The following is a 25983-nucleotide window of genomic DNA, read 5'->3' on the forward strand; positions in this document are numbered from 1 at the left end:
TTAAGGAATCGGGTCAAAATGGAGAGAAAGGTGCTGAGGTTATGAAGGAAACCTTGCAAATCGGGCAGGAGATGCCGGAACGTTTCAGAATTCCCGCCGAGCCGCGGGCCCGTCCGGCAGCGGTGATCCAGGGGGAAAACTACCGGTTTACGATCTTGACCGCGGCGTTGATTCGCATGGAATACAGCGAGGGTGGCCGCTTTGAGGACCGGGCAAGCCAGATCGTGTTGAACCGGGCATTTCCGGTACCGGATTTTCGCGTAAACGAGCGGGAGGATCGGCTGGAAATCGTCACGGAGCGGCTACGCTTGATCTATGACAAGCGGCCGTTTTCGCGATACGGCCTCAGGGTTCAGGTGAGAAACGGGGTGGGTCATCTTCTGGGGACCTGGCATTTCGGGGATCGCCCCGAACAGCTGGGCGGTACCGCAAGAACTTTGGACAATGCCGATGGAGCGATTCCGCTTGAAGAGGGGCTTCTTTCCCGCGCCGGTTATACCGTCGTCGACGACAGCCGTTCCCTACTGTTGGAGGAGAATGGCCGGGTGGAGCCGCGTACGGAAGAAGGCACGGATTTGTACTTCTTCGGGTATGGCCGCGACTATCTGAAATGCCTGCGGGATTTCTACCGGCTGGCCGGAGCGACGCCGCTGCTTCCCCGGTACGCCCTCGGAAACTGGTGGAGCCGGTATTACAAATATACGGAAGCGGAGTACAAGGCGCTGATGGAAAGGTTCCAAGCGGAGCAAATCCCGTTCTCCGTGGCTGTACTGGACATGGATTGGCATTTGGTCGAGATCGACCCGAAATACGGCAGCGGCTGGACCGGATATACCTGGAACCGGGAGCTGTTTCCCGACCCTCCGGGGTTCTTGGCTTGGCTGCATCGGAAGGGGCTGCGCGTGACGCTTAACGTCCATCCGGCCGACGGCGTGCGGGCGTTTGAGGCCTCCTATCCGGCGATGGCCGAGGAGTTGGGCTTAAACGTCGCCGAGGAAGAGGCGGTGGAATTCGACCCGACCGATCCGGCATTTTTGCGGGCCTATTTCAAAGATCTGCACCATCCCCTGGAAGACGAGGGGGTGGACTTTTGGTGGATCGACTGGCAGCAGGAGGGCGTGACCCGGGTTCCGGGGCTCGATCCGCTTTGGATGCTGAATCATTATCACTACCTGGACAGCGGGCGCCGCGGGAAACGGCGGCTCACCTTCTCCAGGTATGCCGGCCTGGGAAGCCACCGTTATCCCGTCGGTTTCTCCGGGGACACGATCGTCACCTGGGCCTCGCTCGATTTCCAGCCGTATTTTACGGCCACCGCTTCCAATGCGGGAAACGGCTGGTGGAGCCATGATATCGGCGGGCATATGAACGGCTATCTGGATGACGAACTGGCGACGCGGTGGGTGCAGTTCGGCGTGTTCTCGCCGATCCTCAGGCTGCACAGCTCGGCGAGCCCCTTCAACAGCAAGGAGCCTTGGCGGTTTAACGAAACGGCGGCGGGAATCATGAAGGATTATTTGCGGCTGCGCCATCGGCTGGTTCCGTATTTGTATACGATGAACCGCAATGCCAGCCGGAACGGGCTGCCGCTCGTCCGCCCGCTGTATTACCACGAGCCCGAGCAGCCTGAAGCCTACGAAGCGCCGAACCAGTATTACTTCGGAACGGAGCTGCTGGTTTGTCCGATCACCGGGCCCGTTCACCGGCAGACCGGCGTTGCGGGTTTCAAGGCATGGCTGCCCGCGGGCGTCTGGCTGGACTTTTTCAGCGGGAGAAGGTATGACGGCGGCCGGAGGCTCACCCTGTACCGGGACTTGAAGCAAATCCCCGTGTTGGCCAAAGCCGGAGCGATCGTCCCAATGGCCGATCTAACGGCGTATACATCCTCCACGGATAATCCGCACTGCCTGGAAATCAAAGTGTTCGCGGGAGCTGACGGCCGCTTTGTCCTCTGGGAGGACGAGGGGGACAGCGCCGAAGACCGTGACGAAAACTGGTGCGGTACGGAGATGCTTTTTCAATGGGGAGAGGAAATCAGCTTTACGATCCGCCCGGTCGCAGGCAACACGGCTGTTGTTCCGAAGATCCGGCGCTGGAAGTTGTCCTTTGTCGGCTTTGCCGAAACGACGGTGCGGGCCAGCGCTTCGGGCGAGGAAGTGGCGGTCGAGACCGACTACGACCGGGAGAGCGGCGCGATCGTCGTGACCTTGCCGGGGACGCCGGTCAGTGAAGAGATCCGCATTACATTTGCAGCTGCCGGCGTCGCGGGGAATGAGGTGGAGAGAGAGGCCTTCGTCCTCCTGGATCGGGCGCAAATCGCTTTTCAACTGAAAGAACGCATTTTCCGGGTTGTGAAGGAAGCCTCTGCGCCAGCGGCCGCATTGGCCTCGCTAGCCTCGATGGAACTGGACGAGTCCTTATACGGAGCTCTTTGCGAACTACTGACGGCGAGGCTGTAAACTTGGAAGGAAATGGGAGGTCAGACAGCGGCATGGAGAAAGCTAAACGAGGAGTGGAACCAAAACCGGAACAAGGCGGTCAAGTCTGGTGGAAGGAGGCGGTGGCCTACCAGATCTATCCCCGCAGCTTCAAAGACAGCGACGGAGACGGCATCGGAGATTTGCGCGGGGTGATTTCCAGGCTGGACTATTTGGCCGACCTCGGCATCGATGTAATCTGGATCTGTCCGGTCTACAAATCCCCCAATGACGATAACGGCTACGATGTATCGGATTACCAGGACATCCTGCCCGAATTCGGGACAATGGCGGATTTCGACGAATTGCTGGCCGAGGTTCACCGCCGGGGGATGAAGCTCATTATGGACCTGGTCATCAACCATACCTCGGACGAACATCCCTGGTTTATCGAATCCCGCGCCTCGCTGGACAATCCGAAACGGGATTATTATATTTGGGCCGATCCCAAGAACGGAAGGAGCCCAACAATTGGGCCAGCCTGTTCGGCGGTTCGATTTGGGAATATGACGAGCGGACCGGGCAGTACTATATGCATGTTTTTTCGAAAAAGCAGCCCGACCTCAACTGGGAAAATCCCCGGATGCGCCGGGACATCTACGCCATGATTCGCTGGTGGCTGGATAAAGGGATAGACGGGTTCCGCGTCGACGCGATCTCCCATATCAAGAAAACCGCGGGCTTTCAGGATATGCCGAACCCGGACGGTCTGCGGTATGTGCCGTCACAGGCGGGGCATATGAATCGGGAGGGAATTCACGACCTGCTCTCGGAGCTTAAGCGGGAGACGTTCGAGCGTTACGATATCGTGACCGTCGGCGAAGCCAGCGGGGTCAGCGCCCGGGAGGCGGATCTCTGGGTTGGCGAAGAGAACGGGAAGTTCGATATGGTGTTTCAGTTCGAGCATATGGGTTTATGGCAAAAAAGCCTGGATCACGGGTTGGACCTGCTTCAGTTGAAAAAGGTGATGACGGATTGGCAAAAAGGCTTGGAAGGCCGGGGGTGGAACGCGCTTTTCCTGGAAAATCACGATCAGCCCCGCTCCGTTTCCACATGGGGCGACGATGGGAAGTACCGCGAACTCTCGGCTAAAGCGCTGGCGACGCTGTATTTTTTGATGCAGGGAACGCCGTTTATTTATCAAGGACAGGAAATCGGCATGACCAATGTACGGTTTTCTTCAATCGAGGAGTACAACGATATTTCCATGATTAACTGGTATAACCAGGAGAGGGCCAAGGGAAGGAGCCACGAGGAAGTGATGCCCGTCGTCTGGAGAAACGGTCGGGACAACTCCAGAACGCCGATGCAGTGGGACGGCTCGCAGCACGGCGGGTTCACGACGGGAACGCCTTGGCTGCAGGTCAATCCGAACTACCGCTCCATAAACGTTGAGGCGGCCGTGCGAAATCCGGACTCCATTTATCATTATTACAGGCGGCTGATTGCGCTGCGCAAAAGTTATTCCGTTGCCGTGTACGGAAGCTACGATCTGATTATGCCGGAGCATCCCCGAATCTACGCTTACACCCGGACACTGGAGGAGGAACGGCTCTTGGTTATCGCCCATCTGTTCGGGGGAGAGTCGCGCTTTGAGCTTCCGGATTATCTCCGAAATAAGGAGTTTTCCGTGGATCTGCTGCTTGCCGACGAGGAGGCCCCTCCCGTTAAAGGAGTGGAGGATATAACGGACATTTTGCTCCAGCCGTATGAAAGCCGGGTTTACCTTATGAGAGGATAACCCAAATCCGAGGCTGGCGGATGCTTCTTTTATGGAGAAGCATCCGCCAGCCTCGGTTGCGTTAAAGGATTATTCCAATGCGGCTGCGGCTGAGGTATATCCCGGAATAACAAGCTTGCCATTGTCGCATTTCGTTATAAGAAGGACTATTTTTCTTCCGTCCTTTGGGTAATAATAGATAAGTATTCTAGCCCCAAAGGTCGGAAAAACGGCGTCCCATCAAGGGGTTAGCAGTATACTAAAATTAATCCTATAAATTTACTTGCTTATGTGTTATGATACGTTCTGTAATCCGGGCGAACGCCCGGGAAACCCTTTTATAGACTTATGGGAGGAATCGAACGATGGAAACTTTGCAAATCATTATCAACGTCGCAGTCATGCTCGTATTGCTCGGCGTTCTCATTTGGATGCAGAAGAAGCATATCTCTTTTACGAAACGGGTATTTACCGGCCTCGGCCTGGGGCTCGTATTCGGCGTCATCCTTCAATTGCTTTACCCGGGCGACTCCGAAGTGCTCGCTAAATCGACGGACTGGTTCAATCTGGTCGGACGCGGGTATGTCGGCTTGCTGCAAATGGTGGTCGTTCCGCTGATCATGGTCTCGATCATTTCGGCGATTACCAAGCTGAAAGGCAAGCAGAATCTCGGGAAGATGAGCGCGCTGATCATCGCCGTCCTGCTGATTACGACCGCGATTGCGGCGACGGTCAGCATTGTCACCAGCCTTAGCTTCGACCTGAAGGCGATCGAAATTCAAGCGGGCGAAGCGGAACAAGCGCGGGGGGCGAAACTGGAGGAGCGCGTTGGCGAGGTGGCCGACAAGACGATTCCTCAACAGGTGCTCGATTTCATCCCTACGAATCCGTTTGCCGACATGACGGGCGCGCGCAGCACGTCTACGCTGGCCGTCGTTATTTTCTCCGCTTTTATCGGAGTAGCCGTTCTTGGCTTGGATAAAAAGAAACCGGAACAAGCGGATATGTTCCGCAAAATGGTCGAAGCCGTCTATGCGGTCGTCATGCGCATCGTCACGCTGGTCTTGCGCCTAACCCCGTACGGCATCCTGGCGCTGATCACGAATACGGTCGCGACGACGAATCCCGAGGAAATTCTCAAGCTGATCAAATTCGTAGGGGCCTCCTACGTGGCTTTGATCGTTATGTTTATCATTCACCTGATTTTGCTGGCCCTGTTCGGCTACAATCCGGTGCAATATGTTAGAAAAGTGCTGCCTACGCTCGTATTTGCGTTTACTTCCCGTTCCAGTGCGGCTACGATTCCGCTGAACGTGGAGACACAAACCAAACGCTTGGGCGTGCCTGAAGGCATCGCCAACCTGTCGGCCTCGTTCGGGGCGACGATCGGCCAGAACGGCTGCGCCGGCATTTATCCGGCCATGCTGGCCGTGATGATCGCGCCGACGGTCGGGATCAACCCGCTCAGCTGGGATTTCATCCTCACGCTGATCCTGGTTGTCACCGTCAGCTCCTTCGGCGTAGCCGGGGTTGGCGGCGGTGCGACTTTCGCCTCGCTGATCGTCCTGTCCACGATGAACCTGCCGGTAGCACTCGCCGGCCTGCTGATTTCCGTGGAGCCGTTGATCGACATGGGCCGTACCGCCCTGAACGTCAACGACTCGATTACGGCCGGCGTCATCACGGGCAAGGTGCTGGGCGAGAACGACACCGAAGTGTTCAAGCGCAATGTCGATCTGGACGTGGTTCAAGCGTAAGTTTGAGCCTGCCATAAAGCTTTAAATAGGAGAACCTCCCGGGTAACCGGGGGGTTCTTTTCTGTATAGTGCCGCGCTGGGGGCGCTCGCCCCACCTTCTAATGGCCCTTACTCGCCCGGTGTTAGCGGCCGTTTGAGGCGCTATTTCGGTCCGAACGGGCTCCGCCGGAAAAATAGCGGTCAAAAAAGCACTGACGTTGCATTAAACCTCTGCAATCTTCCTTGCCGCCCGTCATAATAGCGGCGTTTTGGGCCGTTATTTCGGCCCGATTCGCTTTCGCGGGTAAAATAGCGGTCAAAAACGGCCTTATTTTTCTGGCGTGAGCTCAAAAATCCGGTTTTTGCCCGACTTTCTCTAAAATAAGGCCCCAAATGACCTCTATTTCACACCGAAAAGCCAAATTCGACAAAATAGCGCCTCAAATGACCGTTATTTACCCGTCCGGCTCAAAGGGAGGCTGTTACAGCCGCTAGTCCTCTCAGGTTAATGCAACGCTAGCGGTCAAAAAGGGCCTTATTCTCCGCCCCGGGCCGCGAAATCGGGTTTTGGTCCACTTTGGCTCAAATAAGACCCCAAAAGTCCGCGATTCCATGCCAGCGAGCCCAATTCGACAAATAACGCCGCAAAAGACCCTTATTCATCTTCCTGACTTCAAAAGACACCCCATTTACTTTTTTAACGGCAATTTGTCCGAATTAGGTTATAATTGAATTTAATACATAAATGAAATCGAGATGAAAGTGATAAATCGCCATGATGCTACTGACATCTATTATCGTAATGCTCGCCGGGTATGCGCTTGGCGCATGCTGGAGAGCGGTCGGCCTTCGTCCGCCCCGGGCCGCGGAGCCGCCCGTACAGCCCCTCGCTCGCCCTTCTTCGGATTCGCCCCAAGGCGATTCACCGGATCGCAAGCGCCGGCAGGACGGGCCGCGAAAAATCCGGTTTTTCCGCGGCTTCCCCGCAGTTGAACTGGCGACGGCGCTGTTGTTCCTGTGGGCGTATGTCCGGTTCGGGCTGACGGGCGAAGCGCTGATCGGGGCGGCGCTGGTCAGCCTCAGCGTCATCGTGACGGTGAGCGACCTGCGGTTCAGACGGATACCGAACAAGGTATTGCTGGCCTTTTTGCCGGTGCTGGTTGTGCTTCGACTGATGTTTCCGCTGGGGCCGATCTGGAACCATCTGCTCGGTGCCTTCCTCGGCCTCGGCGCGCTTATGACGATCGCCTGGCTGACGCGGGGGATCGGGATGGGGGATGTCAAGCTGTTCGCCCTGTTGGGTTGGACTGTAGGTTTACCATACGTTATAGCGGCCTTTGTGCTGGCTTTTGTTATGGGAAGCCTGGCTGGCGGCATACTATGGGCGACAGGCCGGCTGTCCGCTCAACCATCGATCCCTTTTGCGCCATGCCTGGCGGCCGGAACGCTTGCGGCTTTCGGATACGGAGCGCCGATCATCCAGGGCGCCTTGACGCTTTTCCACTAAATGGGCTCGCGCATCGGGGACGATTTTGATACTTTTTTCGACCAGTCCCGTATATATAACTATAATGCGGAAAGGTGGTGCATCTGACGGTATGGATGCATGGGTACTTTGGTTGATAGCCGCAGGCATTTTATTGGTTTTGGAAATGGTTACGCTGACATTTTATCTGCTCTGGCTTTGTGTGGGTACAGTTGTTGCCGCAGCGGTTTCCTGGTTCGCCCCGGAAGCGTACCTGGCGCAGGTCGTCGCGGGGTGTCTGGTGGCTTTGGTGCTTACGGTTTTTACGAAGCCGATTTCGCGAAAGTTTCGGGCCGCCAAAGGGTATGAGGATACCGGCATCGAACTGGTAGGTAGAGAGGGGATTGTGGTCGAACCGATCGAACAAGGACAGTATGGAATCGTCAAAGTGGGAGGAGACACCTGGAGCGCCACCTCGACCCAAACCTTGGGGAGAGACGAGCGGGTCCGAGTGCTCAGACGAAGCAGTACCATTATCGAAGTAGAACGATGGGAGGAATTTATTTAATGCAATGGGCCATTATTGCCGTTATTGTCGTAGTCGTAGTCGTATTTATTTCGTTGACCGTCAAAATCGTGCCGCAGCAGCGGGTGGGAGTCGTTGAGCGGCTCGGGAAGTTCAACCGGCTGTTGACGCCGGGGCTTAACATCTTGATCCCGGTCATCGACCAGGTCCGCTTGTACCATGATTTGCGGATCCAGCAGGCGAACGTTCCGCCGCAAACCGTAATCACCAAGGATAATGTGCAGGTGCAGATCGATACGATTATCTTCTATCAAGTGGTCGGACCGGAGCAAGCCACTTACGGTATTTCCGATTACGTGTACGGGGTCCGCAATATCACGACGGCGACCCTGCGTCAAATTATCGGTAAGATGGAGCTGGACGAAACCTTGTCCGGACGCGAGAAAATTTCGACCGATATCCGGATTGCCCTGGACGAAGCCACCGAAAAATGGGGCGTGCGGATCGAACGCGTCGAAGTCATCGACATCAAGCCGCCGCTGGATATTCAGGAAGCGATGGATAAACAAATGAAAGCCGAACGGAACAAGCGGGCGATGATCCTGGAGGCCGAGGCGGCCAAGCAGGATATGATTTTGCGGGCCGAAGGGGATAAGCAGAGTAAAATCCTGAAGGCCGAAGGGGACAAGGAAGCGCGCATCCGCGAGGCGGAAGGTTTGCGCCAGGCGCAGGAGCTGGAAGCGCTCGGTGAAGCCAAAGCGATTCAGGCCGTGGCCGAAGCCGAGCAGGCGCGGATCGAGATGCTGCGTAACGCGGCGCTCAATGAGCAGGTCCTGGCGTACCAATCCTTTGAAGCATTGAAGGAAGTAGCCAAAGGTCCGGCGAACAAAGTGTTCCTTCCTTCCAATGCGATCGAAACGCTGGGCAGCATCGGGGCGATCGGCGAACTTTTCAAAGGCAAGGACGGAAAATAAGGTGTTGTTTGTCCCCCCTCCAACCACTCTATAGGTGGTTGGAGGGGGGATTTTTAGACATCCTAGTAGGAGAAAAAAGAGAAGACACTTCGTCAAATCGCCTAGCGCATCTCCAATATTTCCAACTTTCGAACACTTCCAACCTTCCGGCTCCAAAAAGGTGCAAATCTGCAGGCATTTCGGCCGATTATCGAGGGGATGCGAAAAAAGATGCAAATCTGCAGGTATTTCTAGCGATTTTAGAGAAATGAGCCAGTTTCATCTAAAACTCCTGCAGAATTGCAGGAATTTTCATTTTTTTGCTCCGAACAAGAAAAAAACATGCACATTTGCAGGAATTCTTAACAAGGTTGTCTGATGGGCTTCATCATAGATCTTAACCTTGAAAAAAGCCAGAAACTAACAAAGCCCTTTCGACTTCCTCATGAGAAGCGAAAGGGCTTTGTTGGTTTTGCTATATGCGGTACCGGTCAGGAAGGGGGGGAGTTAGAGTCCCGGCCTCGCTTCCTATTCGCTCTTGCGGGAATCCAGTTGCTCCTTCATCCGCCGCAGTTCCTCGTTCACGGCTGCATCTTCGGACGATCCCACCGCTTGCGGGGACTTTCCGGCAGGAAAGGTGCGGCCGGAGAGCTGTGAGCCGGCTTCCCACTCGAGGATTTTCTCCTCCATCCGCTCGAAGCCCCGGGCCGCCGCGCCGTAATCCAGGCCGTGGCTGATATTCGGACGGGCTATTTGCTCCCGTTCCTCGACTTTACGGGCCCGTGCGGCCAACTCGTTGCGTTTCTCTTTCAGCCGGGCATATTCCTCTTTGCCTTCTTGCAGACGGAACTCCAGCTCGGTCACTCGCTCTCTGGCGTCCGCGGCTTCGGCGGCGTATTGCTGCGCTTGCTCTTCATAGCGGATTTTAGCCGCCGTCGCCGCTCTTGCCGCGGCTTCGTCCCCGGCTTCCAGCGCGGACAAGGCCCGCACCTCGCTTTGCTTGGCATTTGCCGCAGCATCCTCGCTTTGGCGCTCGCGGACGCTTGCGTTCATCCGCTGCTCTCTCAGCATATTTTCCGCGATGTGGAGGTCTTCCTCCAGGTTCCGCAAATACTGGCCGGTCATCAACACCGGATCCTCAAGTTTATTTAGTGCTTCATGCAGGGACGCTTTTGTAATATTGGCGATACGGTTGAACAGACTCATTTGGGATTCTCTCCTTTGAATTTGGAATGGAAAATGCAAGTTTTATGCTTAGTAATGGGTAAACGGTTCGTCGTAACCGAATCCGCCGATCGGCTCTTTCGGAACGATCAAGCTGGCGACCAGATACAAGGCAATGGTGGTACCTAAACTGCACAGGGCTACTACGACCGCAATCAGCCGGACGATGGTCGGGTCGGTCCCGAAGAACCGCGCAATCCCTCCGCACAGGCCGCTGATCTGCTTATCGGTGACTGAACGATACAATTTTCTCATGATTTAAAAACTCCCTTTCTTTGTATGTGATGGTGAATTTGTTTTCATATCCGTCGTTGATGTCTTTATTGTAGCTGGATTCCGGGTGCGGGATAACGGGCCTGAGGCGGTTTGTGAACTGGACCTTGGTCGGGTCCCCGTCTCGGTCAGGGGGCTGGGAGGTCATATTTCAGGGAGGTTTTCGCGTAGTATAACCATAAGTTAAAATCCTTTGCTGCTGCGAGGTATTCACGAAAGGAAGTGCGGGGAATGAGCATTTTGGTATTGCAAGGAAGCACGCGGGAAAACGGAAACACGGAGCAATTGGTCCGCCTGGCGCTGGAGGGGATTTCTTACCGGGAAATTGCGCTTCGGGACAAGTGGATCTTGCCCATTCGGGATCAGAGGCACGAGGAAGGCGGATTTGACGCCGTGGATGACGATTACGACGATGTGATTTTGGAGGTCCTTCGGCATGAAACGCTCGTCTTTGCCACCCCGGTTTATTGGTACGGCGTTTCGGGCGTGATGAAAAACTTCATCGACCGATGGTCGCAAAGCTTGCGTGATCCCCGTTTCGATTTTAAGCAGGTGATGTCCCAGAAGAAGGCTTATGTCATCGTTACCGGCGGGGATAACCCCCGGATTAAGGCGCTGCCGCTCATTCAACAGCTGAAGTATACGTTCGACTTTGTCGGTATGCCGTTGGAAGGGTATTTGATCGGCAAGGCGAGCAAGCCGGCGGAGATTCTGAAGGATACCAGGGCGGTCCGTGAGGCCGGCTGGTTGAACGCCAGTTTGCAGTCCCAGGTAATCCCCAGTTAAATGCATTCCTGAAAGTATCTTGCCCTACGTCATCAGAAATTCATGGGGGACGATCCGTGCGGTTTGGGCGGGTGTCTCCCGTATTTTTTTAGCGAATATACGTCAGGGACGTTTTTCTTATATTGCTTTAACATAGGAGGATTATAGTTAAGGGATGGATAATATCTAGGGGAGCAAAAAATAACCTACTAAGGGGAGAACAATCCATTGCCTAAACTCATTAATTTTGCGCACCGCGGAGCCGCGGGGCATCGGCCGGAAAACACGATGGCTTCCTTTACTTACGCCCTGGAGCTTGGAGCTACCGGGATCGAGACGGATGTACAGATGACGAAGGACGGGCACCTGGTCCTGATTCACGATGAAACCTTGAAGCGGACGGCAGGTACGCCGGAGTGGGTCAAGGATTTGACGCTGGACGAAATTCGCACCCGAGACGCGGGAGCTTGGTATCATGAGGATTTTAAAGGGGAGAAAATTCCTACGCTCGAAGAGCTGCTGGAGCTAACCCAAGGGACCGATACGGTGGTCAACCTGGAATTGAAGAACGGGGCGGTGCTCTATCCCGAGATCGAGCGGAAACTCATCGAGACCGTAAGAAAATACAAGATGTCGGAACAGGTCGTCATCTCCAGTTTCAATCACTATTCCTTGTTCGAGTGCAAAAAGATCGCTCCGGAAATTCGCACGGGAATTCTGTACGGGGAAGGCTTGTACGAGCCCTGGGCTTACGCCAAGACCGTAAAGGCCGACGCGCTTCACGCTTTCCATATGGCCGTCCGCCCGGAATTCGTCTCCGCGGCGGCGGCGGCGGGCATCGTTTATCATCCGTTCACGGTCAACGACAAAGAGCTGATGTCCAAGATGATCGAAGCGGGCGTAGCCGGGATTATCACGGACTATCCGGACCGGTTAAACGAACTGTTGAACGCCGAAAGGAAGTGAACGGATGAGGAAAACATGGCTGCTGGGACTTGGCTTTTTCAGCATCAGCCTGACTTGGGCGCTTTACAACGCCTTCGTGCCGCTCTTTCTCGATCACTATTTGACAAGCGCGGCCCTGATTGGGTTTATGATGACGATCGACAATTACTTTGCGATGTTTCTGCAGCCATGGATTGGGCACCGGAGCGACAAAACCCGGACGCGGTTCGGCCGTCGGATGCCGTATCTTCTGATCGGGATGCCGCTCGGCGCCGTCTTCGCGGCACTGATTCCTTTACACACCGGATTCGTGACCCTGGTGCTGTTTATGATGCTTATGAACCTGTCCATGAGCCTGTTCCGGGCCCCGACGGTGGCGCTTATGCCGGACATCACGCCGGAGAAGAACCGGACGCGGGCGAACGGCATCATTAACTTTATGGGCGGCATCGGTTCGGTTCTGGCCTTTGGCGTAGGTTCGAAGCTGTACGGGATCGGCTCGTACGTACCGTTCCTGTTCGCGGGGATCACCATGCTGGTGTGTATGCTCGTCCTGAAAGCCGTGATCAAGGAGCCGGTGCTGCTGGAGTCTCCCGAGGCTTCCGCCAAATCGGCTCCAACGGTGCGGATCAAGGATCAGTTGGATAAGACGACGCTGTTTATCCTGGGCGCGATATTTTTCTGGTTTGTGGCGTACCAAGGCGTCGAGGCGCTGTTTACGCTATACGGAACCAAGCATGCCGGAATGAGCGACAGCGAGGCTTCCTTCTCGCTGACCTTTTTCTCCTTGGCCTTCCTGCTGTTTGCGTTGCCCAGCGGCTGGCTGGGGGCCAGATTCGGCAAGAAAAAAATCATCATGATCGGCGTCGGCGGGCTTTTTCTCGTTTTCGGTTCGGTCGTCTTCGTGGAATCGGTGCTGCTGCTTAGAGTGCTGCTGATCATAGGCGGTATATTCTGGGCATGCATCAATATCAACTCGTACCCGTGGGTCATTTCGACCGGGAAGGAAGAGAGCATCGGAACGCGTACGGGGATTTATTATTTAGTCTCTTCCCTGGCGGCCATCACGTCGCCGCCGCTGCTCGGCTGGGTGATCGATGCGTTCGGCTATCCCGCGCTGTTCGTCAGCGCTTCGGCCGGGCTGCTGCTGGCGTTTCTCTGCCTGCTCGGGGCGGGCGCCGGCGAGAGAGTGGGCGGTCATGATCCGTTGGACCAGGCGTCCGTCACAGCGGGAAAATAGAAAAAATAGCTGGAGCCTGTCCAGCTATTTTTTGTTTTGTTTGAGTTTTGGTTAAGATACTTTTTTGCGCGAGCGAAGCGCCGCAACCAAGGCGGCCAGAGAAAGGATCAGCGCTGCAATCGACAGGATCAGCGTGACGACTTCGGTGGAGGAGGAACCGGCATTTTGGCCGTCTCGGCCATCGGCCGTTGGAGCGGACTCGGTCCCGTCACCTGTACCAGCGCCGGTATTTCCGGCTTCTGCGCCGGTTGCTCCGGCCTCGTGGTCATGCCCATGGGCGGCCGCGTTTTCTTCGGCCGCTCCGGTCGCGTCCGCCGTCACCTTGGTGATCGAGTGCGGATTGTCGGAGCCTTCCTCCCCGTTCCATTCCACGATGCTGCCGTCGCTGTAGTACTGGAACGCGTCCCAGGCCAGGGCTGCATCGTTGTCCGGGTTTTTGCCGACGAATTCAAACTGCTGGAATTCGCCCGGCCCAATTCCTTCTCCTTCGGCCGTCCAAGTCACCACGGTGACCCGGCCGTCCTCGCCTTTCGTCAGTTCCACCTTCCATTCCGGAACGGGCCGATACTGTTTGAAATCGAGATCCTCGGGGATTTTCAGGGCCACTTTGACGGTGGGGATGTCTTTTTCCACCGGCACTTTGATGCTGTAGGTTTCCCAGGCGCCCGGGGCCGAGGTTCCGGGTTTTACGGTGACGTGCGCGCTGGCCCACCCGGCAAACAATACACAGCCGAACAACATGACTGCAAAACTGAATGAAAAACGGGATATAAATGTTTTCATGGAAACGAACTCCTTCTGTTTATGATGAAAAGTCAATGTATCCGAAGTCTATATTGAATCCACATTAAGCGTAAACTCATGGTCAATCGTGTCCAGGTTTTTGAGCAGAATATGAACACGCACGTTCCAGCTTCCGCCCATCGTAATTAATCCCTGACCCTCCGGCTGAGCTCCGGGAAGGACGACCTCGATGGTCCCCATGTCCATTTCGTTGGAGGTGAGCCGCAAAGTGATCTGCTCGATTTCCTCCACGGGGTGACCTTGAAGGTTCTTTAAGCTCACTTTGAATTGATTTTTGCCGACGGCAGCGGGGGCGACATCAAGGGCAATCCGGTAGCCGGACACGCTGGCTTCCAAACGCCCCGGCTGCTGAATCTCCGCCGAGGAGGCGGGCGGCTGGCTTGTCAGCAGGGCGGCCAGCAGCAGAACGACGGCCCCGAGACCCAACTCGGCCCATAGGGCAGCCTTCGGCCGGCGTGTCCGCCGGCGGCTCCGGAGAAGTCCGGAGAGAGCGAGGAGGAGCATCGGCAGAAGCAGACCGATTTTGGCCAGCAAGGTCAGCCCGTAGCTTGTGCTCCACAGCGCATGGAACTCCGGAATATGGAGGAAGGCGCCGTAGAGGCCGGAGGCGAGCAGGACGGCGACGCAAACCGCGGCCGCGGTGGAGAAGCGTTGGAGCGTCTCCCAGTAAAGCGCGGCCGGTTGTCCGGTGCCCGTAGCCGACGCATCTTCTTTTGCCGCCAAGGGAAGCAGCAAGGCGATCGCGAGCAGCCCCCCGAGCCAGAGGGAGGAGGCGGACAAGTGCAGGTAGTCGGCAAAAATCGCCAGCCCTTTGTTCCCCGCAACCGCCGCGTGACCAAGAAACGCTTTGGACAAAAGAAGCGCTTGGCTGACAACGGTCGCTGTCACCACGAAGAACCGGTACCCTCCTTTTGAGCCGGAGTTTTGCTTGTTCCAACTCCTTATGCCGATCCAGGTTATTGCCGCAAGTACGAGAAATAGCAAAATCTGAACTTTCCAGACGGTGCCAAAGGCGGTTTGATTCAGCGTTTGCCGGAGCGCTCCGCCATACAGCAATCCCTGCAAATCGCCTTTATAAGAAGAGGCCTGGAGCGGTAAAGTCATAACAAGGCCGACACCGGCTGCCGCCAGGCCGGCAATCAGCAAGGTTCGGCTTCGCCGAACGAGCCCCGACCCGAAATTTCCCGGCGAACCGGGGGAAAGCAGCACCGAGTGGAACAGCAGCGTGCCCGTATAAAGCGTCATCCCTGCATACCAAATCCAACGCACCAATAGGGACACCGTTCCCGGCGCGTCTTTGGATACATCCGAATTGGACGGCGTTTGGACGGCAGCGCCCGATTCGTCCCCGACTTGAAACGGAATCGTTCCTTCCACAGGGTGCCCGTCGCTGGATACGACCCGCCACTTTAGGGTATAGGCACCCTCGGGCAGTCCCGGTTTCAGAACGGCCGCCAGCTTGTCCGGCTGCGCTTGGTCGTGAGCGGCCCCGGGGCTGCCTTGAACGGCCTGCTCTCCATTCGGTCCCAGCACTTCCAGGGACGAAAAGACGGGTTCGATCGGCTCGTTAAACCGGACATAGACGGAATCGGGAGGGGTTTTCAGGATCGATCCGGAGACCGGATACGATTCCACGACGGAGGCGTGGGCCGCCGCGGAAAGCGGGAAGGCGCTAACCCCAAGTCCGCAGATCCAAATCACCATGAGCGTATATTTCCAAAGTTTTGAGAAGTTCAAACGTTCACCGCCTAACATTGTCAGTGATTTATATCACACCGAACTATTTTACTTTTGATTCCCGATGTTTTATATGGCTCTAGTTTACGTAAATTAACCGGAAATCTTCGCTGATATGTCTAATTTGTGACACTTTATCCCGCCTAAGCCGCCCGGATTCATGTTTATTTCTTTACTTTGCATGTTAGTTATTTTAAATTTCACTGGAGTGCGTTAAAATGGTAAACATATTTGAATTTGGAGGAGGAAACGTTTAGTGGCAGCGAACATCAAGGTGGGTATCGTAGGATACGGTAATTTGGGTCGCGGAGTAGAGAAAGCGATCAAGCAAAACCCGGACATCGAATTGAAAGCGATCTTTTCCAGAAGACAACCGGATGAAGTGGCGGCGGCAAACGGCGCTGTACACATCTCCGAGATTGAGAAATACAAGGGCGATATCGACGTTATGATTCTTTGCGGAGGCTCGGCTACGGACTTGCCGGAACAAGGACCGGAATTGGCGGCGTTGTTCAACACGGTGGACAGCTTTGATACGCATGCCAAAATTCCGGAGTATTTTGAAAAAGTGAACGCGGCGGCCGTCAAAGGCGGCAATGTCAGCGTAATTTCTACAGGCTGGGATCCGGGGTTGTTCTCGCTGAACCGTCTTCTGGCGGAAGCGGTGCTTCCTGAAGGCAAAGAATACACCTTCTGGGGCAAAGGGGTCAGCCAAGGTCATTCCGATGCGATCCGGCGGGTTAAGGGCGTGAAGAACGGCGTCCAGTACACGATTCCTGTCGAGTCGGCCGTAGAGCGTGTCCGCAACGGGGAAAATCCCGAGTTGAGCACGAGAGAGAAGCATTTGCGCGATTGCTACGTGGTGGCGGAAGAAGGCGCCGATCTGGCGGCCATCGAACGCGAAATCAAAGAAATGCCTAACTATTTCGCCGATTATGATACTACGGTTCATTTTATCAGCGAAGATGAACTTAAGAAGAACCACTCGACGATGCCGCATGGGGGAACGGTGCTGCGCAGCGGCCTGACGGGCGAAAACAGCAAGCAAATCATTGAATTCGGCCTCAAGCTCGACAGCAACCCCGAATTTACGGCAAGCGTACTGGTGGCTTACGCCCGTGCCGTGTACAAGCTGTCCCAGGCGGGACAAGCCGGTGCTAAAACGGTGTTCGACATTCCGTTCGGGCTGCTGTCTCCGAAATCGCCGGAACAACTGCGCAAAGAACTGCTGTAATCGAAAGCGGCATAGGCAGTTGGAATCTCCATATTTTGTATTTAGCCAGCCGGTCAAACCGGTTGGCTTTTTTTGTCTTTTTACGTAAAAGCGACCTATATAAGTTGAATTAAAGAATTAGCAATAGGCAAGAGTGTGAAATGATTCTGGAGAAGCGTAGCGCTCGCCTTTGTGACCGGATTTCTACCTTAATAAATTTAAATAAAGAAATCTGGGAGCAACAGCGATCGGAAGAACATTTCACACGGCTGCCTTACATGCAAATCAATAGTTCAACTTATATAGCAACCATAAATAAGAAAATTAAGTAAGTGATTATTCTCACAAACTATTGATTTTGTATGACAATTTTGCGAACTATGACTTGTTTCGTTAGCATTGTGAACAATTATCAAAATCGCCGATTTTGCCGGAATTTGAACTTAAATCGTCCTAAATCGGGATTGTAACACCAAAACACAAGCATTGGACCAGTCTTAACTGTAAAAATATTGAAAATATGTATAACTCTATGAATTGTTTAACTTTCCGGACTTTCCTAACATGATTCTTAAAGGTTACTTTACAAAAATCATCCCGCCTGCTCGTGATGAGCTTTACCAATTAGAAAGGGGTATCGGTATTCTATGAAAAGGAAAGGATTGCTGCTTGCTGTTTTTACAGCTCTTCTTGTCCTCTTGACCGGGTGTAATTCTCTGACTGTGTTGGACCCGAAAGGTCCGGTGGCCAAGACACAATCTAATGTCATTATCTTTTCCATGCTCGTCATGGCCCTGGTCTTGCTGGTTGTTTATGTGCTCTACATCTATATGCTTACCAAATACCGCGCTTCCAAAGCGGCTCCGGATTACGAACCGCCTCACGTCGAGGGAAGCAAATGGCTGGAGATCACCTGGATCGCCATTCCGGTCATCATTGTTACGGTCTTGTCCGTAGTTACGGTGAGGAGCACGGCCGCGGTCGAGACGGTGCCGGAAGGCTATGAAGATCAAAAACCGCTTGTGATCTATGCGGCATCTTCAAACTGGAAATGGCATTTCAGTTACCCGGAAGAGGGGATTGAGACCGTAAACTATGTCAACATCCCGACGCATCGTCCGGTCGAATTTAGATTGTATTCTTATGGCCCGATCACAAGTTTCTGGGTTCCGCAACTCGGCGGACAGAAGTATGCGATGAGCGATATGGTCAATAAGCTGAATCTGGTTGCCGAGCACCCGGGTTCCTATATGGGTAAAAACTCAAACTTCTCGGGCGAAGGCTTCGCCCATATGGAGTTCGAAGCGCTGGCCATGTCCCAGGGCGAATACGACAAATGGGTGAAGGAAGTCAAAGAGACGGCTCCGAAGCTGACGGAACAGGAATTTGATTCGCTCCTTAAAGAAAGCCATGTCGGAAGAAAGACTTACACCTCCACGCATTTGGAATTCAGACCGGCTCCCGAGGGCGAAAATGCCGGCCATAACCATGGCGGCAGCGAAGAGGCGGACCATTCCGGACACTCGGAAACGGATCATTCCGAAATGAACATGGATCACTCCGAAATGAATATGGACCATACGGAAACAGAAGACGCCGGGCATGAAACGCACGGCAACTAACTAACGGAAGGGAGCTAGCTACAGATGAAATGGGACGAATTTTTCGTCACTGGAGAACCGATGATCTACGGGGCCATGGTCAGTATCGTTGTTGCCACGTTAGCGATCATCATCGGACTCACCTATTTTAAAAAATGGGGCTACTTGTGGCGCGAGTGGTTGACGACCGTCGACCATAAGCGTATCGGCATAATGTACATTATCTCCGCATTACTGATGCTGTTCCGCGGCGGTGTCGACGGGCTCCTGATGCGGGCTCAACTGGCGGTTCCGGAAAACGGGCTTCTGGACGGACAGCACTACAATGAGATTTTCACGACCCACGGGGTCATTATGATTCTGTTTATGGCGATGCCTTTCGTCATCGGGCTTATGAACGTCGTCGTACCGCTCCAAATCGGAGCTCGCGACGTGGCGTTCCCGCGGTTGAACGCGGTCAGCTTCTGGCTCTTCTTCGCCGGAGCGATGCTGTTTAACATTTCCTTCGTTATCGGGGGCTCCCCGGACGCGGGCTGGACGGCATACTTCCCGCTGGCGAGCATCGAATTTAGCCCGACCGTCGGCAACAACTACTATTCCATCGCGCTTCAGATCGCGGGGATCGGTACGCTGATGACCGGCGTCAACTTTATCGCTACGATTCTCAAAATGCGTGCGCCGGGCATGACCTTGATGCGCATGCCGATGTTCACCTGGTCGGTGCTCATCACCTGCGTCATCATCCTGTTCGCCTTCCCGGTTCTGACCGTGGCGCTGGCGCTCATGATGTTCGACCGCATGTTCGGCTCGCAGTTCTTTACGATGGCGAACGGCGGGATGGATATGCTCTGGGCCAACCTGTTCTGGGTTTGGGGACACCCTGAGGTTTATATTGTTATCCTCCCAGCGTTCGGGATATACAGTGAGATTATCTCCACTTTCTCGCGCAAAAATCTGTACGGCTACAAGTCCATGGTTTGGAGTATGATCGTTATTTCCCTGCTGTCCTTCGTCGTATGGGCGCATCACTTTTATACGATGGGTCACGGGGTCATGGTCAACGGGATCTTCTCGATCACGACGATGGCGATCGCCATACCGACAGGGGTCAAAATATTCAACTGGCTGTTTACGCTGCATAAGGGCCGAATCGAGTTTACGACACCGATGCTGTACTCGCTCGCCTTTATTCCGATCTTTACCATCGGCGGCGTTACCGGCGTAATGCTCGCGATGGCGAGCGCCGATTATCAATACCACAACACGATGTTCCTGGTGGCCCATTTCCACTACGTGCTGATTCCAGGTACGGTGTTTGCGGTAATCGCCGGTTTCTATTACTGGTTCCCGAAACTGTTCGGATTCCGGCTTAACGAGCGTCAAGGCAAGCTGGCCTTCTGGACCATTGCCATCAGCTTTAACGTGACCTTCCTGCCGCTGTTCTTCCTCGGTCTCAAGGGGATGACGCGCCGGATGTACACGTACTCGGAAAGCACGGGCTTCGGTCCGCTGAACCTGATCGCCTCGATCGGCTCGGTAGGTCTGGCCATCGGTTTCATTCTGTTGGTCTACAATATTTACTGGAGCTTCCGTTACGCGCCAAGAGATACGACGGGCGATCCGTGGAATGCCCGGACCTTGGAATGGAGTACGCACAGCCCGGTACCGGAGTACAACTTTGCGGTAGTACCGAAGGTAAATGGACTGGATCCGTTCTGGGAAGCCAAAAAAGGCGGCCCTGCGCTCTACGAAGACAAAATTGAAGAGATTCATATGCCGAATAACAGCGGTCAGCCGGTTATTCTGGGGATTATATTCTTCTTCTTCGGATTTTTCATGGTATTCAGCTGGTGGGTACCGGCCATCGTCGCCGGCATCGGCGTTCTGGTCATGCTGGCGGTACGTTCGTTTGAACGCGACCACGGCCGCCATATCCCGGTGAAGGAAATTCTGGAGACGGAGTCTAGATTGCGGGGTGAACAGGTATGAAATTAGATAATACGCTGCCGTTGGAGTACCGTTCGGAAGAGAACAGCAACCGTATTTTCGGCTTCTGGCTGTTCCTCGGCGCGGAAATCGTATTGTTCTCGACGCTGTTTGCCGTGTACCTTACGCTCTGGAACCGTACCGGCAACGGCCCGTCGGGGCACGAAATTTTTGAAATCGGACCGGTGCTGATCGAAACGTTCCTGCTGCTCACAAGCAGCTTCACCATCGGTCTGGCGATCAACAGCATGCGGCAGGGCTTCAAAAAGGCCACCTTGGTGTTCTTCCTGATTACTTTGCTGCTCGGCCTCGGGTTCCTCGGGGTGGAAATCATGGAGTTTGTAACCTACGTGCATGAAGGTGCAACCCTCCAGACGAGCGCATTTTTGTCCAGCTTGTTCGTCTTGCTCGGGACGCACGGGGCCCACGTTACGCTGGGTCTCTTGTGGGGCGGCGGATTGATGCTGCAAATTAAGCGCGAAGGGTTCACGCTCGATACGGCGAACAAATCGTTTATTTTCTCGCTGTATTGGCACTTCCTCGACGTGGTCTGGATTTTCATCTTCAGCTTTGTCTACTTGAAAGGACTGATGTGACATGAAAAAACTGTTCCCGCTTCACCACGTCATGGGATATCTGTTCTCGCTGGTCCTGTCCGTGGTCGCGCTGTCCGTCGTTTTCTGGGATATGTCCCCCGCGGTAGGCATGACCATCCTGCTGGTTTCCGCCACGATTCAAATGGGCGTGCAGCTCTTCCTGTTCATGCACATTAACGAGGGCGGATCCAAGAAGGCGTTGTATACGAATATCGCTTATGCCTTGTTCGTAGGCCTGGTAACGGTTTTCGGCACCCTGCTTACGATGATTTGGGGATACAAATAAGAAACAAGTTCATAGCCGAGCCTTAAATGATATGAAACGCCGCACCTCATGGCCGAAGAGGGTGCGGTTTTTTTTTGCGAATCCGTCGAGCGGGCAACTAACCGGAATTCCTCCTGTTAAAATAGCAGCCGGCAGGTGTCCCTTTTCCGGGAGTAGAAGTGTTACATAACCGTATAGGAAAAAAGCGGGGAGGTCTCGAAAGCTTGGATTCCATCGAGGAACATATCAGGGGCGTGCAGGCCGGGGAAGCGGATCGCTTCGAGCCGATTGTCGAGGCGTATCAGAGGCAGATTTACATTTACGCCTGCCGAATGCTCGGCTGCAAACAAGATGCCCAGGACGCGGTTCAGGACATATTCATCAAAGCGTTTACGAAGATCGGGTCGTTCGAGGCAAAGTCGGCTTTCTCATCCTGGTTGTATAAAATAGCCTATCATCACTGCCTCAATATGCTGCGCAAAAGAACCGTCCGTCTGCGGGTGGGACGCTTGATCCGCGGGGCGGGCGTCGCCGATAGTCCGGAGCAGACCTTGGAACGGGGCTGGTTCAGCGAACCGTTGGAATACGCCGTAAGCAAGCTGTCGGGCGAAGAACGGAATCTGCTGGTCTTAAGGGTGTTTGAGGAGAAGCCTTTTGCCGAAATCGCGGAGATTTTGGACAAAAGCGAGGGAGCGGTCAAGAAAAAATACATGCGGATGAGGGGTAAACTCGTAAGGCTTATGGAGGAAAAGGGGGGTGCTGAGGGATGCGGGACGACGAACAATTCAACGAAGATCGAATGTTAAGAAGCATGGAAATTCAAACGGTATATGAAAATGAAGGGAACGCGGCCCCCGCCGTTATGGACAAAGTCCGCCAACTCCGGCGGAGAAGGAAAGGATCGATCAGACATAGCCCCCGCAGGACCGCCTTGATTGCGATGGCTGCGGCCGTTCTGATCCTCACATCCATTACGGCATACGCGGGCGGCTACTTTGTGCATATCAAAAACAAAGAGGGGGAAATTATTCTGTCCGTTATGGAGCCGCAGAATTACCCGGTTTCCGCCTATGAGCAAAAACGAAGGGAAGAGGCTGAAGCGGAGCTGAAAAAAATACTAAAACCGGGTCAGCAAGCGGTTTATTATATCAAGGATAAGCGACTGCCGACGAGCGCGGATAGCCGCGTCTTATATTATTATTACGAGCCGATCCGACACCGGAGTTATGCCGATTTGGCTAAGGATATAGAAGCGACGGGGGCGCCGCTTTTGCCTGAACCATCCTACGTTCCCGAAGGGTATGTTTTGGACCATGGGCTTATCCAGATCCAGAACACGCCTCTGCCGAATACCCCGGAGTACGAGAAATTGTGGGGCGAACTTAAGGAGAGATCCTTAAAATCGGACGAGGAGGCGGGATTGTTTTACAAAATTGTTCCCTGGTCCGAACCCGCTTCAACGGTTCTCGAATACCGCAAAGGGGAGCGTCTTCTGAGGATGATCGCTTTTGCCCGGACCAAGGGATCCGCGGTTCAGGTTCCCTCCAAACAGGCGGTAAAGCTGACCGTGAAGGGGAAAGAGATGATCTTGTCATCGACCTCCGCCGAAGATAGCCGTAAATTGTCGTGGCTGAGCGAAAGCGAGACGGTATTTTATATGATAAGCGATGATCCGCAGGACCCGCTGTCCGAAGAGGAATTTATCCAGATCGCCGAAGGGATGATCCGGGAAGAAGTAAAATGAAGGCCCCCTGAAAAATAAACGGGGTGGAATGCGGATATCCCGGCACCACAGGCACCTGTGGTGCTTTTTTGCGCTATTTTTGCAGGAATAGAAACGATCGTGAAGGGGAGAATGAAAGGCGGAAGCAAAAAAACCTTTACATACCCCTGTGGGGTATATTATAATAGGTCCAGGAAGAGAGAGTGTTAAAGCGATTAAGTTATGGCGGAAGGGAGAGGATCGAATGGCTGCTGAAATGATGCCCGAGGAAAGCAAACACGAAGCGACTGAGGAGGCTTCCTGCAGTCATGAAGGGACGGCACGGCAAAGTCATCATTCGGCTGCTATGAAGAACAATCTGACGAGCCGGCTCAACCGGATTGAGGGCCAGATTCGCGGAATCAAAGGCATGATCGAGAAGGATACCTATTGTGATGATGTGCTGAACCAGATTGCGGCCGTGCAATCCGCATTGAACAGTGTCGGAAAGCTGCTGCTGGAAGGGCATATGAAGAGCTGCATCATCGAGCGCATTCAGGCCGGTGAGACGGAAGTGGTGGATGAACTGTTAATTACGGTCAACAAATTGATGAAATAAATAAATCAAATCATGATGAGGAGGAAGTTAAAATGACGAACATTACTCTGCAAGTTGAAGGCATGTCTTGCAACCACTGCGTAAATTCCATCGAAGGAGCCGTGAAAGGGCTTGGGGCATCGGCCAAAGTGGACCTTTCGGCGAAGAGCGTGACCGTTTCTTACGACGAGAGCAAAATCAGCTTGGAAGCCATTAAAGAAACGATCGAAGACCAAGGGTACGACGTGGTCTAAGAGTAACTTTGTTCTTTTTGTCTTAAATATACCCCTATCAGGTATTGCTGGCGAGACATAAGCAAGGCGCCCTTGAATCCATTCGATTCAAGGGCGCTTTTTTCATTCGCTGCACTACGCTTTCTCCCGGACAAATCCGTGTTCATGCAACGCGTCGATAAAATGCACGGCCACTTTGACACCTGCTTCGAGAAAGCCCAAATCGGGCTTCTTGCTGCGCGCGGATATGGTCAAGACCCCCCGGTTCCCCTTGAGCCCCAGCTTTACGTAAGCACCGGGAAGAAGCTCCAAAGCTTCGTAGAGCCCTTCCTGTTTCAGAATCAGGCGAAGCAATCCCGGATGGGTGGCCTTCGCATGGTACGCCTTGTTCATCGCGGAGTGGGGCAGCGATGCGGGGCGCAGTTCCGGATGAAAAGGGAGGGCCAGCGGGTGCCGGGAACGCTTCAGATAAAATTCCAGTTTCCGCCGTGGCACAAAACTGAATTTTACGGCGGCCGACCATTGTTTCGAGGAATCGGAACCCGAATCGACCAAAGTCACATGAAGGGCCCCGATTCCCTGGTTCAACTCTTTGCGGACATACTGACCGGAGTATTTCCAGCCTTTGAACGAGGCGGGGACATAGATGCCGCCGTGCGTCTCCGCATATTGCTGCAGCAAAGCCTTGGATTTCGACACCCACCAAGGTTTGCGTAGTCTTTTGACCGTATGCATCGCTTAATCCTCCTTACGGGAAGCCCCCTTTGGAGAAGGAAGACGTCCCTCTTTCCGCAATGCCTCCCGGAGCAAATATTCGATATGACCGTTCACGCTTCGGAATTCGTCTGCCGCCCAGCGCTCCAAAGCTTCATAAAGAGTCGGGTCCAGGCGCAGCGGAAAGCTTTTTTTAGCTGCCATTCGTGAATCGCACCGGCATTAATACAATGTGCTCGTGTTGATGACCGGCTGGGCGGAACGGTCGGATACGACGGCAACGAGAAGATTGTTGATCATAGCGGCTTTCCGTTCGTCGTCCAGGTCGACGACATTGTCCTTTTGCAGCCGCTCGATCGCCATTTGGACCATCGTAACGGCGCCGTCGACGATTTTCTCGCGGGCGGCGATGATGGCTTCGGCTTGCTGACGCTGCAGCATCGCGCTGGCGATCTCCGTCGAGTAGGCCAGGTGGGTGAGGCGCGACTCAATGACCTTTACCCCGGCGATAGACAATCTGTTCTGGAGTTCAGCCGTAAGCTCGACGGCAATCTCCTCCGTATTGGCGCGCAGGGAAAACCCGGTACCGTCGGGCTGATCGTAAGGATATTTGCTGGCGACGTGGCGCAGCGCGGTTTCACTTTGAATTTCCACGAAGGTTTCGTACTCATCCACTTCAAAGAGCGCCTTGGCGGAATCGACCACCGAGAACACGACGACCGCGGCGATCTCGATCGGATTCCCGTTCACGTCATTCACTTTCAGCTTGGCGCTGTTAAAATTGCGAACGCGCAGGGAGACCCTTTTGCGGGTGGAGAAAGGCACGGCCAGATAAAACCCGCTCTTCCGGATGACGCCAAGATAGCGTCCGAAAAAAGTGACGACATTCGCCTGGTTCGGCTGGACAATCGTTAGCCCGGTCAGCAGCGCGAAGCCGATCACGCAGGCCAGAATGCCGGCAATCATGGGCAGGGCGAGCTCCAGCGAGATCAGGTAAGCGCCCGAGCCCAGCAGGGCGAGGATGACTAACACGGCGAAGAACCCGTTCACGCATGATAATTCCTTTTCCTTCATAAAAAACACTCCTCTACGACACATATTATTTTGATATTTATATGATATCACTTTTAGAATATATTGTAAATTGGTAAATCAAAAAACGGGCACCCCGCCTATTCCGGCAGGGTACCCGTTTATGGAGCGGCATCCG

At 54.2% G+C, this 25983-nt stretch carries 24 protein-coding genes and 1 pseudogene; 18 read left to right on the top strand and 7 right to left on the bottom strand.

From position 1 onward, the window contains the following. Positions 1 to 41 precede the first annotated feature (41 nt). The 6 genes and pseudogenes from LBW89_RS05335 to LBW89_RS05360 all read left to right on the top strand — a co-directional run bounded on the left by LBW89_RS05335 (position 42) and on the right by LBW89_RS05360 (position 8898). Positions 42 to 2459 carry a glycoside hydrolase family 31 protein gene (locus LBW89_RS05335; protein ID WP_225038706.1) on the top strand — a complete coding sequence of 806 codons (2418 nt, stop codon included), beginning with the start codon at positions 42 to 44 and terminating at the stop codon, positions 2457 to 2459. A 32-nt stretch (positions 2460 to 2491) separates the two neighbouring features. Then, a pseudogene (locus tag LBW89_RS05340) lies at positions 2492 to 4218 on the top strand (glycoside hydrolase family 13 protein). A gap of 344 nt (positions 4219 to 4562) precedes the next feature. Next, on the top strand, positions 4563 to 5954 hold the full coding sequence (locus tag LBW89_RS05345; RefSeq protein ID WP_148455406.1) for an L-cystine transporter: 1392 nt from the start codon (positions 4563 to 4565) through the stop codon (positions 5952 to 5954). Between the two features lie 754 nt (positions 5955 to 6708). Then, on the top strand, positions 6709 to 7440 hold the full coding sequence (locus tag LBW89_RS05350) for a prepilin peptidase (protein ID WP_148455408.1): 732 nt from the start codon (positions 6709 to 6711) through the stop codon (positions 7438 to 7440). Between the two features lie 91 nt (positions 7441 to 7531). Then, entirely contained in the window at positions 7532 to 7966 is a 435-nt protein-coding gene (locus tag LBW89_RS05355; protein ID WP_148455411.1) for an NfeD family protein, read from the top strand. Beyond that, a complete protein-coding gene (locus LBW89_RS05360) occupies positions 7966 to 8898 on the top strand; it encodes an SPFH domain-containing protein (protein WP_148455413.1) in 933 nt (310 codons plus the stop codon). The genes LBW89_RS05355 and LBW89_RS05360 overlap by 1 nt, the downstream gene beginning before the upstream one ends. A 507-nt stretch (positions 8899 to 9405) precedes the next feature. On the opposite strand, the gene LBW89_RS05365 is transcribed toward LBW89_RS05360, so the two are convergent. Continuing rightward, positions 9406 to 10083, bottom strand: a complete 678-nt coding sequence (locus tag LBW89_RS05365; RefSeq protein WP_148455415.1) for a PspA/IM30 family protein — start codon at positions 10081 to 10083, stop codon at positions 9406 to 9408. A gap of 48 nt (positions 10084 to 10131) precedes the next feature. Further along, positions 10132 to 10356, bottom strand: a complete 225-nt coding sequence (locus LBW89_RS05370) for a PspC domain-containing protein (RefSeq protein WP_148455417.1) — start codon at positions 10354 to 10356, stop codon at positions 10132 to 10134. A 249-nt stretch (positions 10357 to 10605) separates the two neighbouring features. Between LBW89_RS05370 and LBW89_RS05375 the strand changes: the two genes are divergently transcribed. The 3 genes from LBW89_RS05375 (at position 10606) to LBW89_RS05385 (ending at position 13324) form a co-directional block, all read left to right on the top strand. Next, the gene (locus tag LBW89_RS05375) at positions 10606 to 11160 is read left to right on the top strand and encodes a flavodoxin family protein (RefSeq protein WP_148455419.1); all 555 of its coding nucleotides are present in this window, start codon (positions 10606 to 10608) and stop codon (positions 11158 to 11160) included. 207 nt (positions 11161 to 11367) lie between these two features. After that, positions 11368 to 12105: a glycerophosphodiester phosphodiesterase gene (locus LBW89_RS05380; protein WP_148455421.1), complete on the top strand. Its 738-nt coding sequence runs from the start codon at positions 11368 to 11370 to the stop codon at positions 12103 to 12105. Between the two features lie 4 nt (positions 12106 to 12109). Beyond that, positions 12110 to 13324: an SLC45 family MFS transporter gene (locus LBW89_RS05385; protein WP_148455423.1), complete on the top strand. Its 1215-nt coding sequence runs from the start codon at positions 12110 to 12112 to the stop codon at positions 13322 to 13324. Positions 13325 to 13375: 51 nt separating this feature from the next. Here LBW89_RS05385 and LBW89_RS05390 read toward each other — a convergent pair whose 3' ends face one another. Continuing rightward, positions 13376 to 14107 carry a YcnI family protein gene (locus LBW89_RS05390; protein ID WP_148455425.1) on the bottom strand — a complete coding sequence of 244 codons (732 nt, stop codon included), beginning with the start codon at positions 14105 to 14107 and terminating at the stop codon, positions 13376 to 13378. A gap of 48 nt (positions 14108 to 14155) precedes the next feature. Further along, positions 14156 to 15865, bottom strand: a complete 1710-nt coding sequence (locus LBW89_RS05395; RefSeq protein ID WP_170287147.1) for a copper resistance CopC/CopD family protein — start codon at positions 15863 to 15865, stop codon at positions 14156 to 14158. A 256-nt stretch (positions 15866 to 16121) separates the two neighbouring features. On the opposite strand from LBW89_RS05395, the gene LBW89_RS05400 reads away from it, so the two are divergent. The 9 genes from LBW89_RS05400 to copZ all read left to right on the top strand — a co-directional run bounded on the left by LBW89_RS05400 (position 16122) and on the right by copZ (position 24080). After that, complete coding sequence (locus LBW89_RS05400; RefSeq protein ID WP_148455429.1) at positions 16122 to 17099, top strand: diaminopimelate dehydrogenase; 978 nt, start codon at positions 16122 to 16124, stop codon at positions 17097 to 17099. 626 nt (positions 17100 to 17725) lie between these two features. Continuing rightward, positions 17726 to 18700, top strand: a complete 975-nt coding sequence (gene qoxA / locus LBW89_RS05405; RefSeq protein ID WP_225038707.1) for a cytochrome aa3 quinol oxidase subunit II — start codon at positions 17726 to 17728, stop codon at positions 18698 to 18700. Between the two features lie 24 nt (positions 18701 to 18724). Beyond that, on the top strand, positions 18725 to 20668 hold the full coding sequence (gene qoxB, locus LBW89_RS05410; protein ID WP_148455433.1) for a cytochrome aa3 quinol oxidase subunit I: 1944 nt from the start codon (positions 18725 to 18727) through the stop codon (positions 20666 to 20668). Next, positions 20665 to 21261, top strand: a complete 597-nt coding sequence (gene qoxC, locus LBW89_RS05415) for a cytochrome aa3 quinol oxidase subunit III (RefSeq protein ID WP_148455435.1) — start codon at positions 20665 to 20667, stop codon at positions 21259 to 21261. The genes qoxB and qoxC overlap by 4 nt, the downstream gene beginning before the upstream one ends. A 1-nt stretch (position 21262) precedes the next feature. After that, positions 21263 to 21547, top strand: a complete 285-nt coding sequence (gene qoxD / locus LBW89_RS05420) for a cytochrome aa3 quinol oxidase subunit IV (RefSeq protein WP_148455437.1) — start codon at positions 21263 to 21265, stop codon at positions 21545 to 21547. Between the two features lie 203 nt (positions 21548 to 21750). Further along, entirely contained in the window at positions 21751 to 22332 is a 582-nt protein-coding gene (locus LBW89_RS05425) for an RNA polymerase sigma factor (protein WP_148455439.1), read from the top strand. Next, on the top strand, positions 22293 to 23270 hold the full coding sequence (locus LBW89_RS05430) for a hypothetical protein (protein WP_225038708.1): 978 nt from the start codon (positions 22293 to 22295) through the stop codon (positions 23268 to 23270). Before LBW89_RS05425 ends, LBW89_RS05430 begins: the two co-directional genes overlap by 40 nt. A 238-nt stretch (positions 23271 to 23508) precedes the next feature. Beyond that, positions 23509 to 23847 (top strand): metal-sensitive transcriptional regulator, encoded by a 339-nt coding sequence (locus LBW89_RS05435; protein ID WP_148455925.1) that lies wholly within the window; start codon positions 23509 to 23511, stop codon positions 23845 to 23847. Between the two features lie 32 nt (positions 23848 to 23879). After that, the gene (gene copZ / locus LBW89_RS05440; RefSeq protein WP_148455441.1) at positions 23880 to 24080 is read left to right on the top strand and encodes a copper chaperone CopZ; all 201 of its coding nucleotides are present in this window, start codon (positions 23880 to 23882) and stop codon (positions 24078 to 24080) included. Positions 24081 to 24194: 114 nt separating this feature from the next. On the opposite strand, the gene LBW89_RS05445 is transcribed toward copZ, so the two are convergent. Genes LBW89_RS05445 through LBW89_RS05455 form a run of 3 tightly spaced genes read right to left on the bottom strand, consistent with a single transcriptional unit; the run spans position 24195 to position 25847 of the window. Then, positions 24195 to 24794 carry a hypothetical protein gene (locus tag LBW89_RS05445; protein WP_148455443.1) on the bottom strand — a complete coding sequence of 200 codons (600 nt, stop codon included), beginning with the start codon at positions 24792 to 24794 and terminating at the stop codon, positions 24195 to 24197. Positions 24795 to 24797: 3 nt separating this feature from the next. Continuing rightward, a complete protein-coding gene (locus tag LBW89_RS05450; protein WP_148455445.1) occupies positions 24798 to 24977 on the bottom strand; it encodes an Arc family DNA-binding protein in 180 nt (59 codons plus the stop codon). Positions 24978 to 24995: 18 nt separating this feature from the next. Beyond that, a complete protein-coding gene (locus LBW89_RS05455; protein ID WP_148455447.1) occupies positions 24996 to 25847 on the bottom strand; it encodes an SPFH domain-containing protein in 852 nt (283 codons plus the stop codon). Between the last annotated feature and the right edge of the window lie 136 nt (positions 25848 to 25983).

Origin of the sequence: Paenibacillus sp. alder61, assembly GCF_020179875.1 — a bacterium.
Lineage (GTDB): Bacteria > Bacillota > Bacilli > Paenibacillales > Paenibacillaceae > Fontibacillus > Fontibacillus faecis.

Excerpts from the sequence above, each read along its gene's own strand:
- LBW89_RS05335 (WP_225038706.1), top strand. The coding sequence starts at position 42 with ATGAAGGAAACCTTGCAAATCGGGCAGGAGATGCCGGAACGTTTCAGA.
- LBW89_RS05345 (WP_148455406.1), top strand. The coding sequence starts at position 4,563 with ATGGAAACTTTGCAAATCATTATCAACGTCGCAGTCATGCTCGTATTG.
- LBW89_RS05350 (WP_148455408.1), top strand. The coding sequence starts at position 6,709 with ATGATGCTACTGACATCTATTATCGTAATGCTCGCCGGGTATGCGCTT.
- LBW89_RS05355 (WP_148455411.1), top strand. The coding sequence starts at position 7,532 with ATGGATGCATGGGTACTTTGGTTGATAGCCGCAGGCATTTTATTGGTT.
- LBW89_RS05360 (WP_148455413.1), top strand. The coding sequence starts at position 7,966 with ATGCAATGGGCCATTATTGCCGTTATTGTCGTAGTCGTAGTCGTATTT.
- LBW89_RS05365 (WP_148455415.1), bottom strand. The coding sequence starts at position 10,083 with ATGAGTCTGTTCAACCGTATCGCCAATATTACAAAAGCGTCCCTGCAT.
- LBW89_RS05370 (WP_148455417.1), bottom strand. The coding sequence starts at position 10,356 with ATGAGAAAATTGTATCGTTCAGTCACCGATAAGCAGATCAGCGGCCTG.
- LBW89_RS05375 (WP_148455419.1), top strand. The coding sequence starts at position 10,606 with ATGAGCATTTTGGTATTGCAAGGAAGCACGCGGGAAAACGGAAACACG.
- LBW89_RS05385 (WP_148455423.1), top strand. The coding sequence starts at position 12,110 with ATGAGGAAAACATGGCTGCTGGGACTTGGCTTTTTCAGCATCAGCCTG.
- LBW89_RS05390 (WP_148455425.1), bottom strand. The coding sequence starts at position 14,107 with ATGAAAACATTTATATCCCGTTTTTCATTCAGTTTTGCAGTCATGTTG.
- qoxA (WP_225038707.1), top strand. The coding sequence starts at position 17,726 with ATGAAAAGGAAAGGATTGCTGCTTGCTGTTTTTACAGCTCTTCTTGTC.
- qoxB (WP_148455433.1), top strand. The coding sequence starts at position 18,725 with ATGAAATGGGACGAATTTTTCGTCACTGGAGAACCGATGATCTACGGG.
- qoxC (WP_148455435.1), top strand. The coding sequence starts at position 20,665 with ATGAAATTAGATAATACGCTGCCGTTGGAGTACCGTTCGGAAGAGAAC.
- qoxD (WP_148455437.1), top strand. The coding sequence starts at position 21,263 with ATGAAAAAACTGTTCCCGCTTCACCACGTCATGGGATATCTGTTCTCG.
- LBW89_RS05430 (WP_225038708.1), top strand. The coding sequence starts at position 22,293 with ATGCGGGACGACGAACAATTCAACGAAGATCGAATGTTAAGAAGCATG.
- LBW89_RS05435 (WP_148455925.1), top strand. The coding sequence starts at position 23,509 with ATGCCCGAGGAAAGCAAACACGAAGCGACTGAGGAGGCTTCCTGCAGT.
- copZ (WP_148455441.1), top strand. The coding sequence starts at position 23,880 with ATGACGAACATTACTCTGCAAGTTGAAGGCATGTCTTGCAACCACTGC.
- LBW89_RS05445 (WP_148455443.1), bottom strand. The coding sequence starts at position 24,794 with ATGCATACGGTCAAAAGACTACGCAAACCTTGGTGGGTGTCGAAATCC.
- LBW89_RS05450 (WP_148455445.1), bottom strand. The coding sequence starts at position 24,977 with ATGGCAGCTAAAAAAAGCTTTCCGCTGCGCCTGGACCCGACTCTTTAT.
- LBW89_RS05455 (WP_148455447.1), bottom strand. The coding sequence starts at position 25,847 with ATGAAGGAAAAGGAATTATCATGCGTGAACGGGTTCTTCGCCGTGTTA.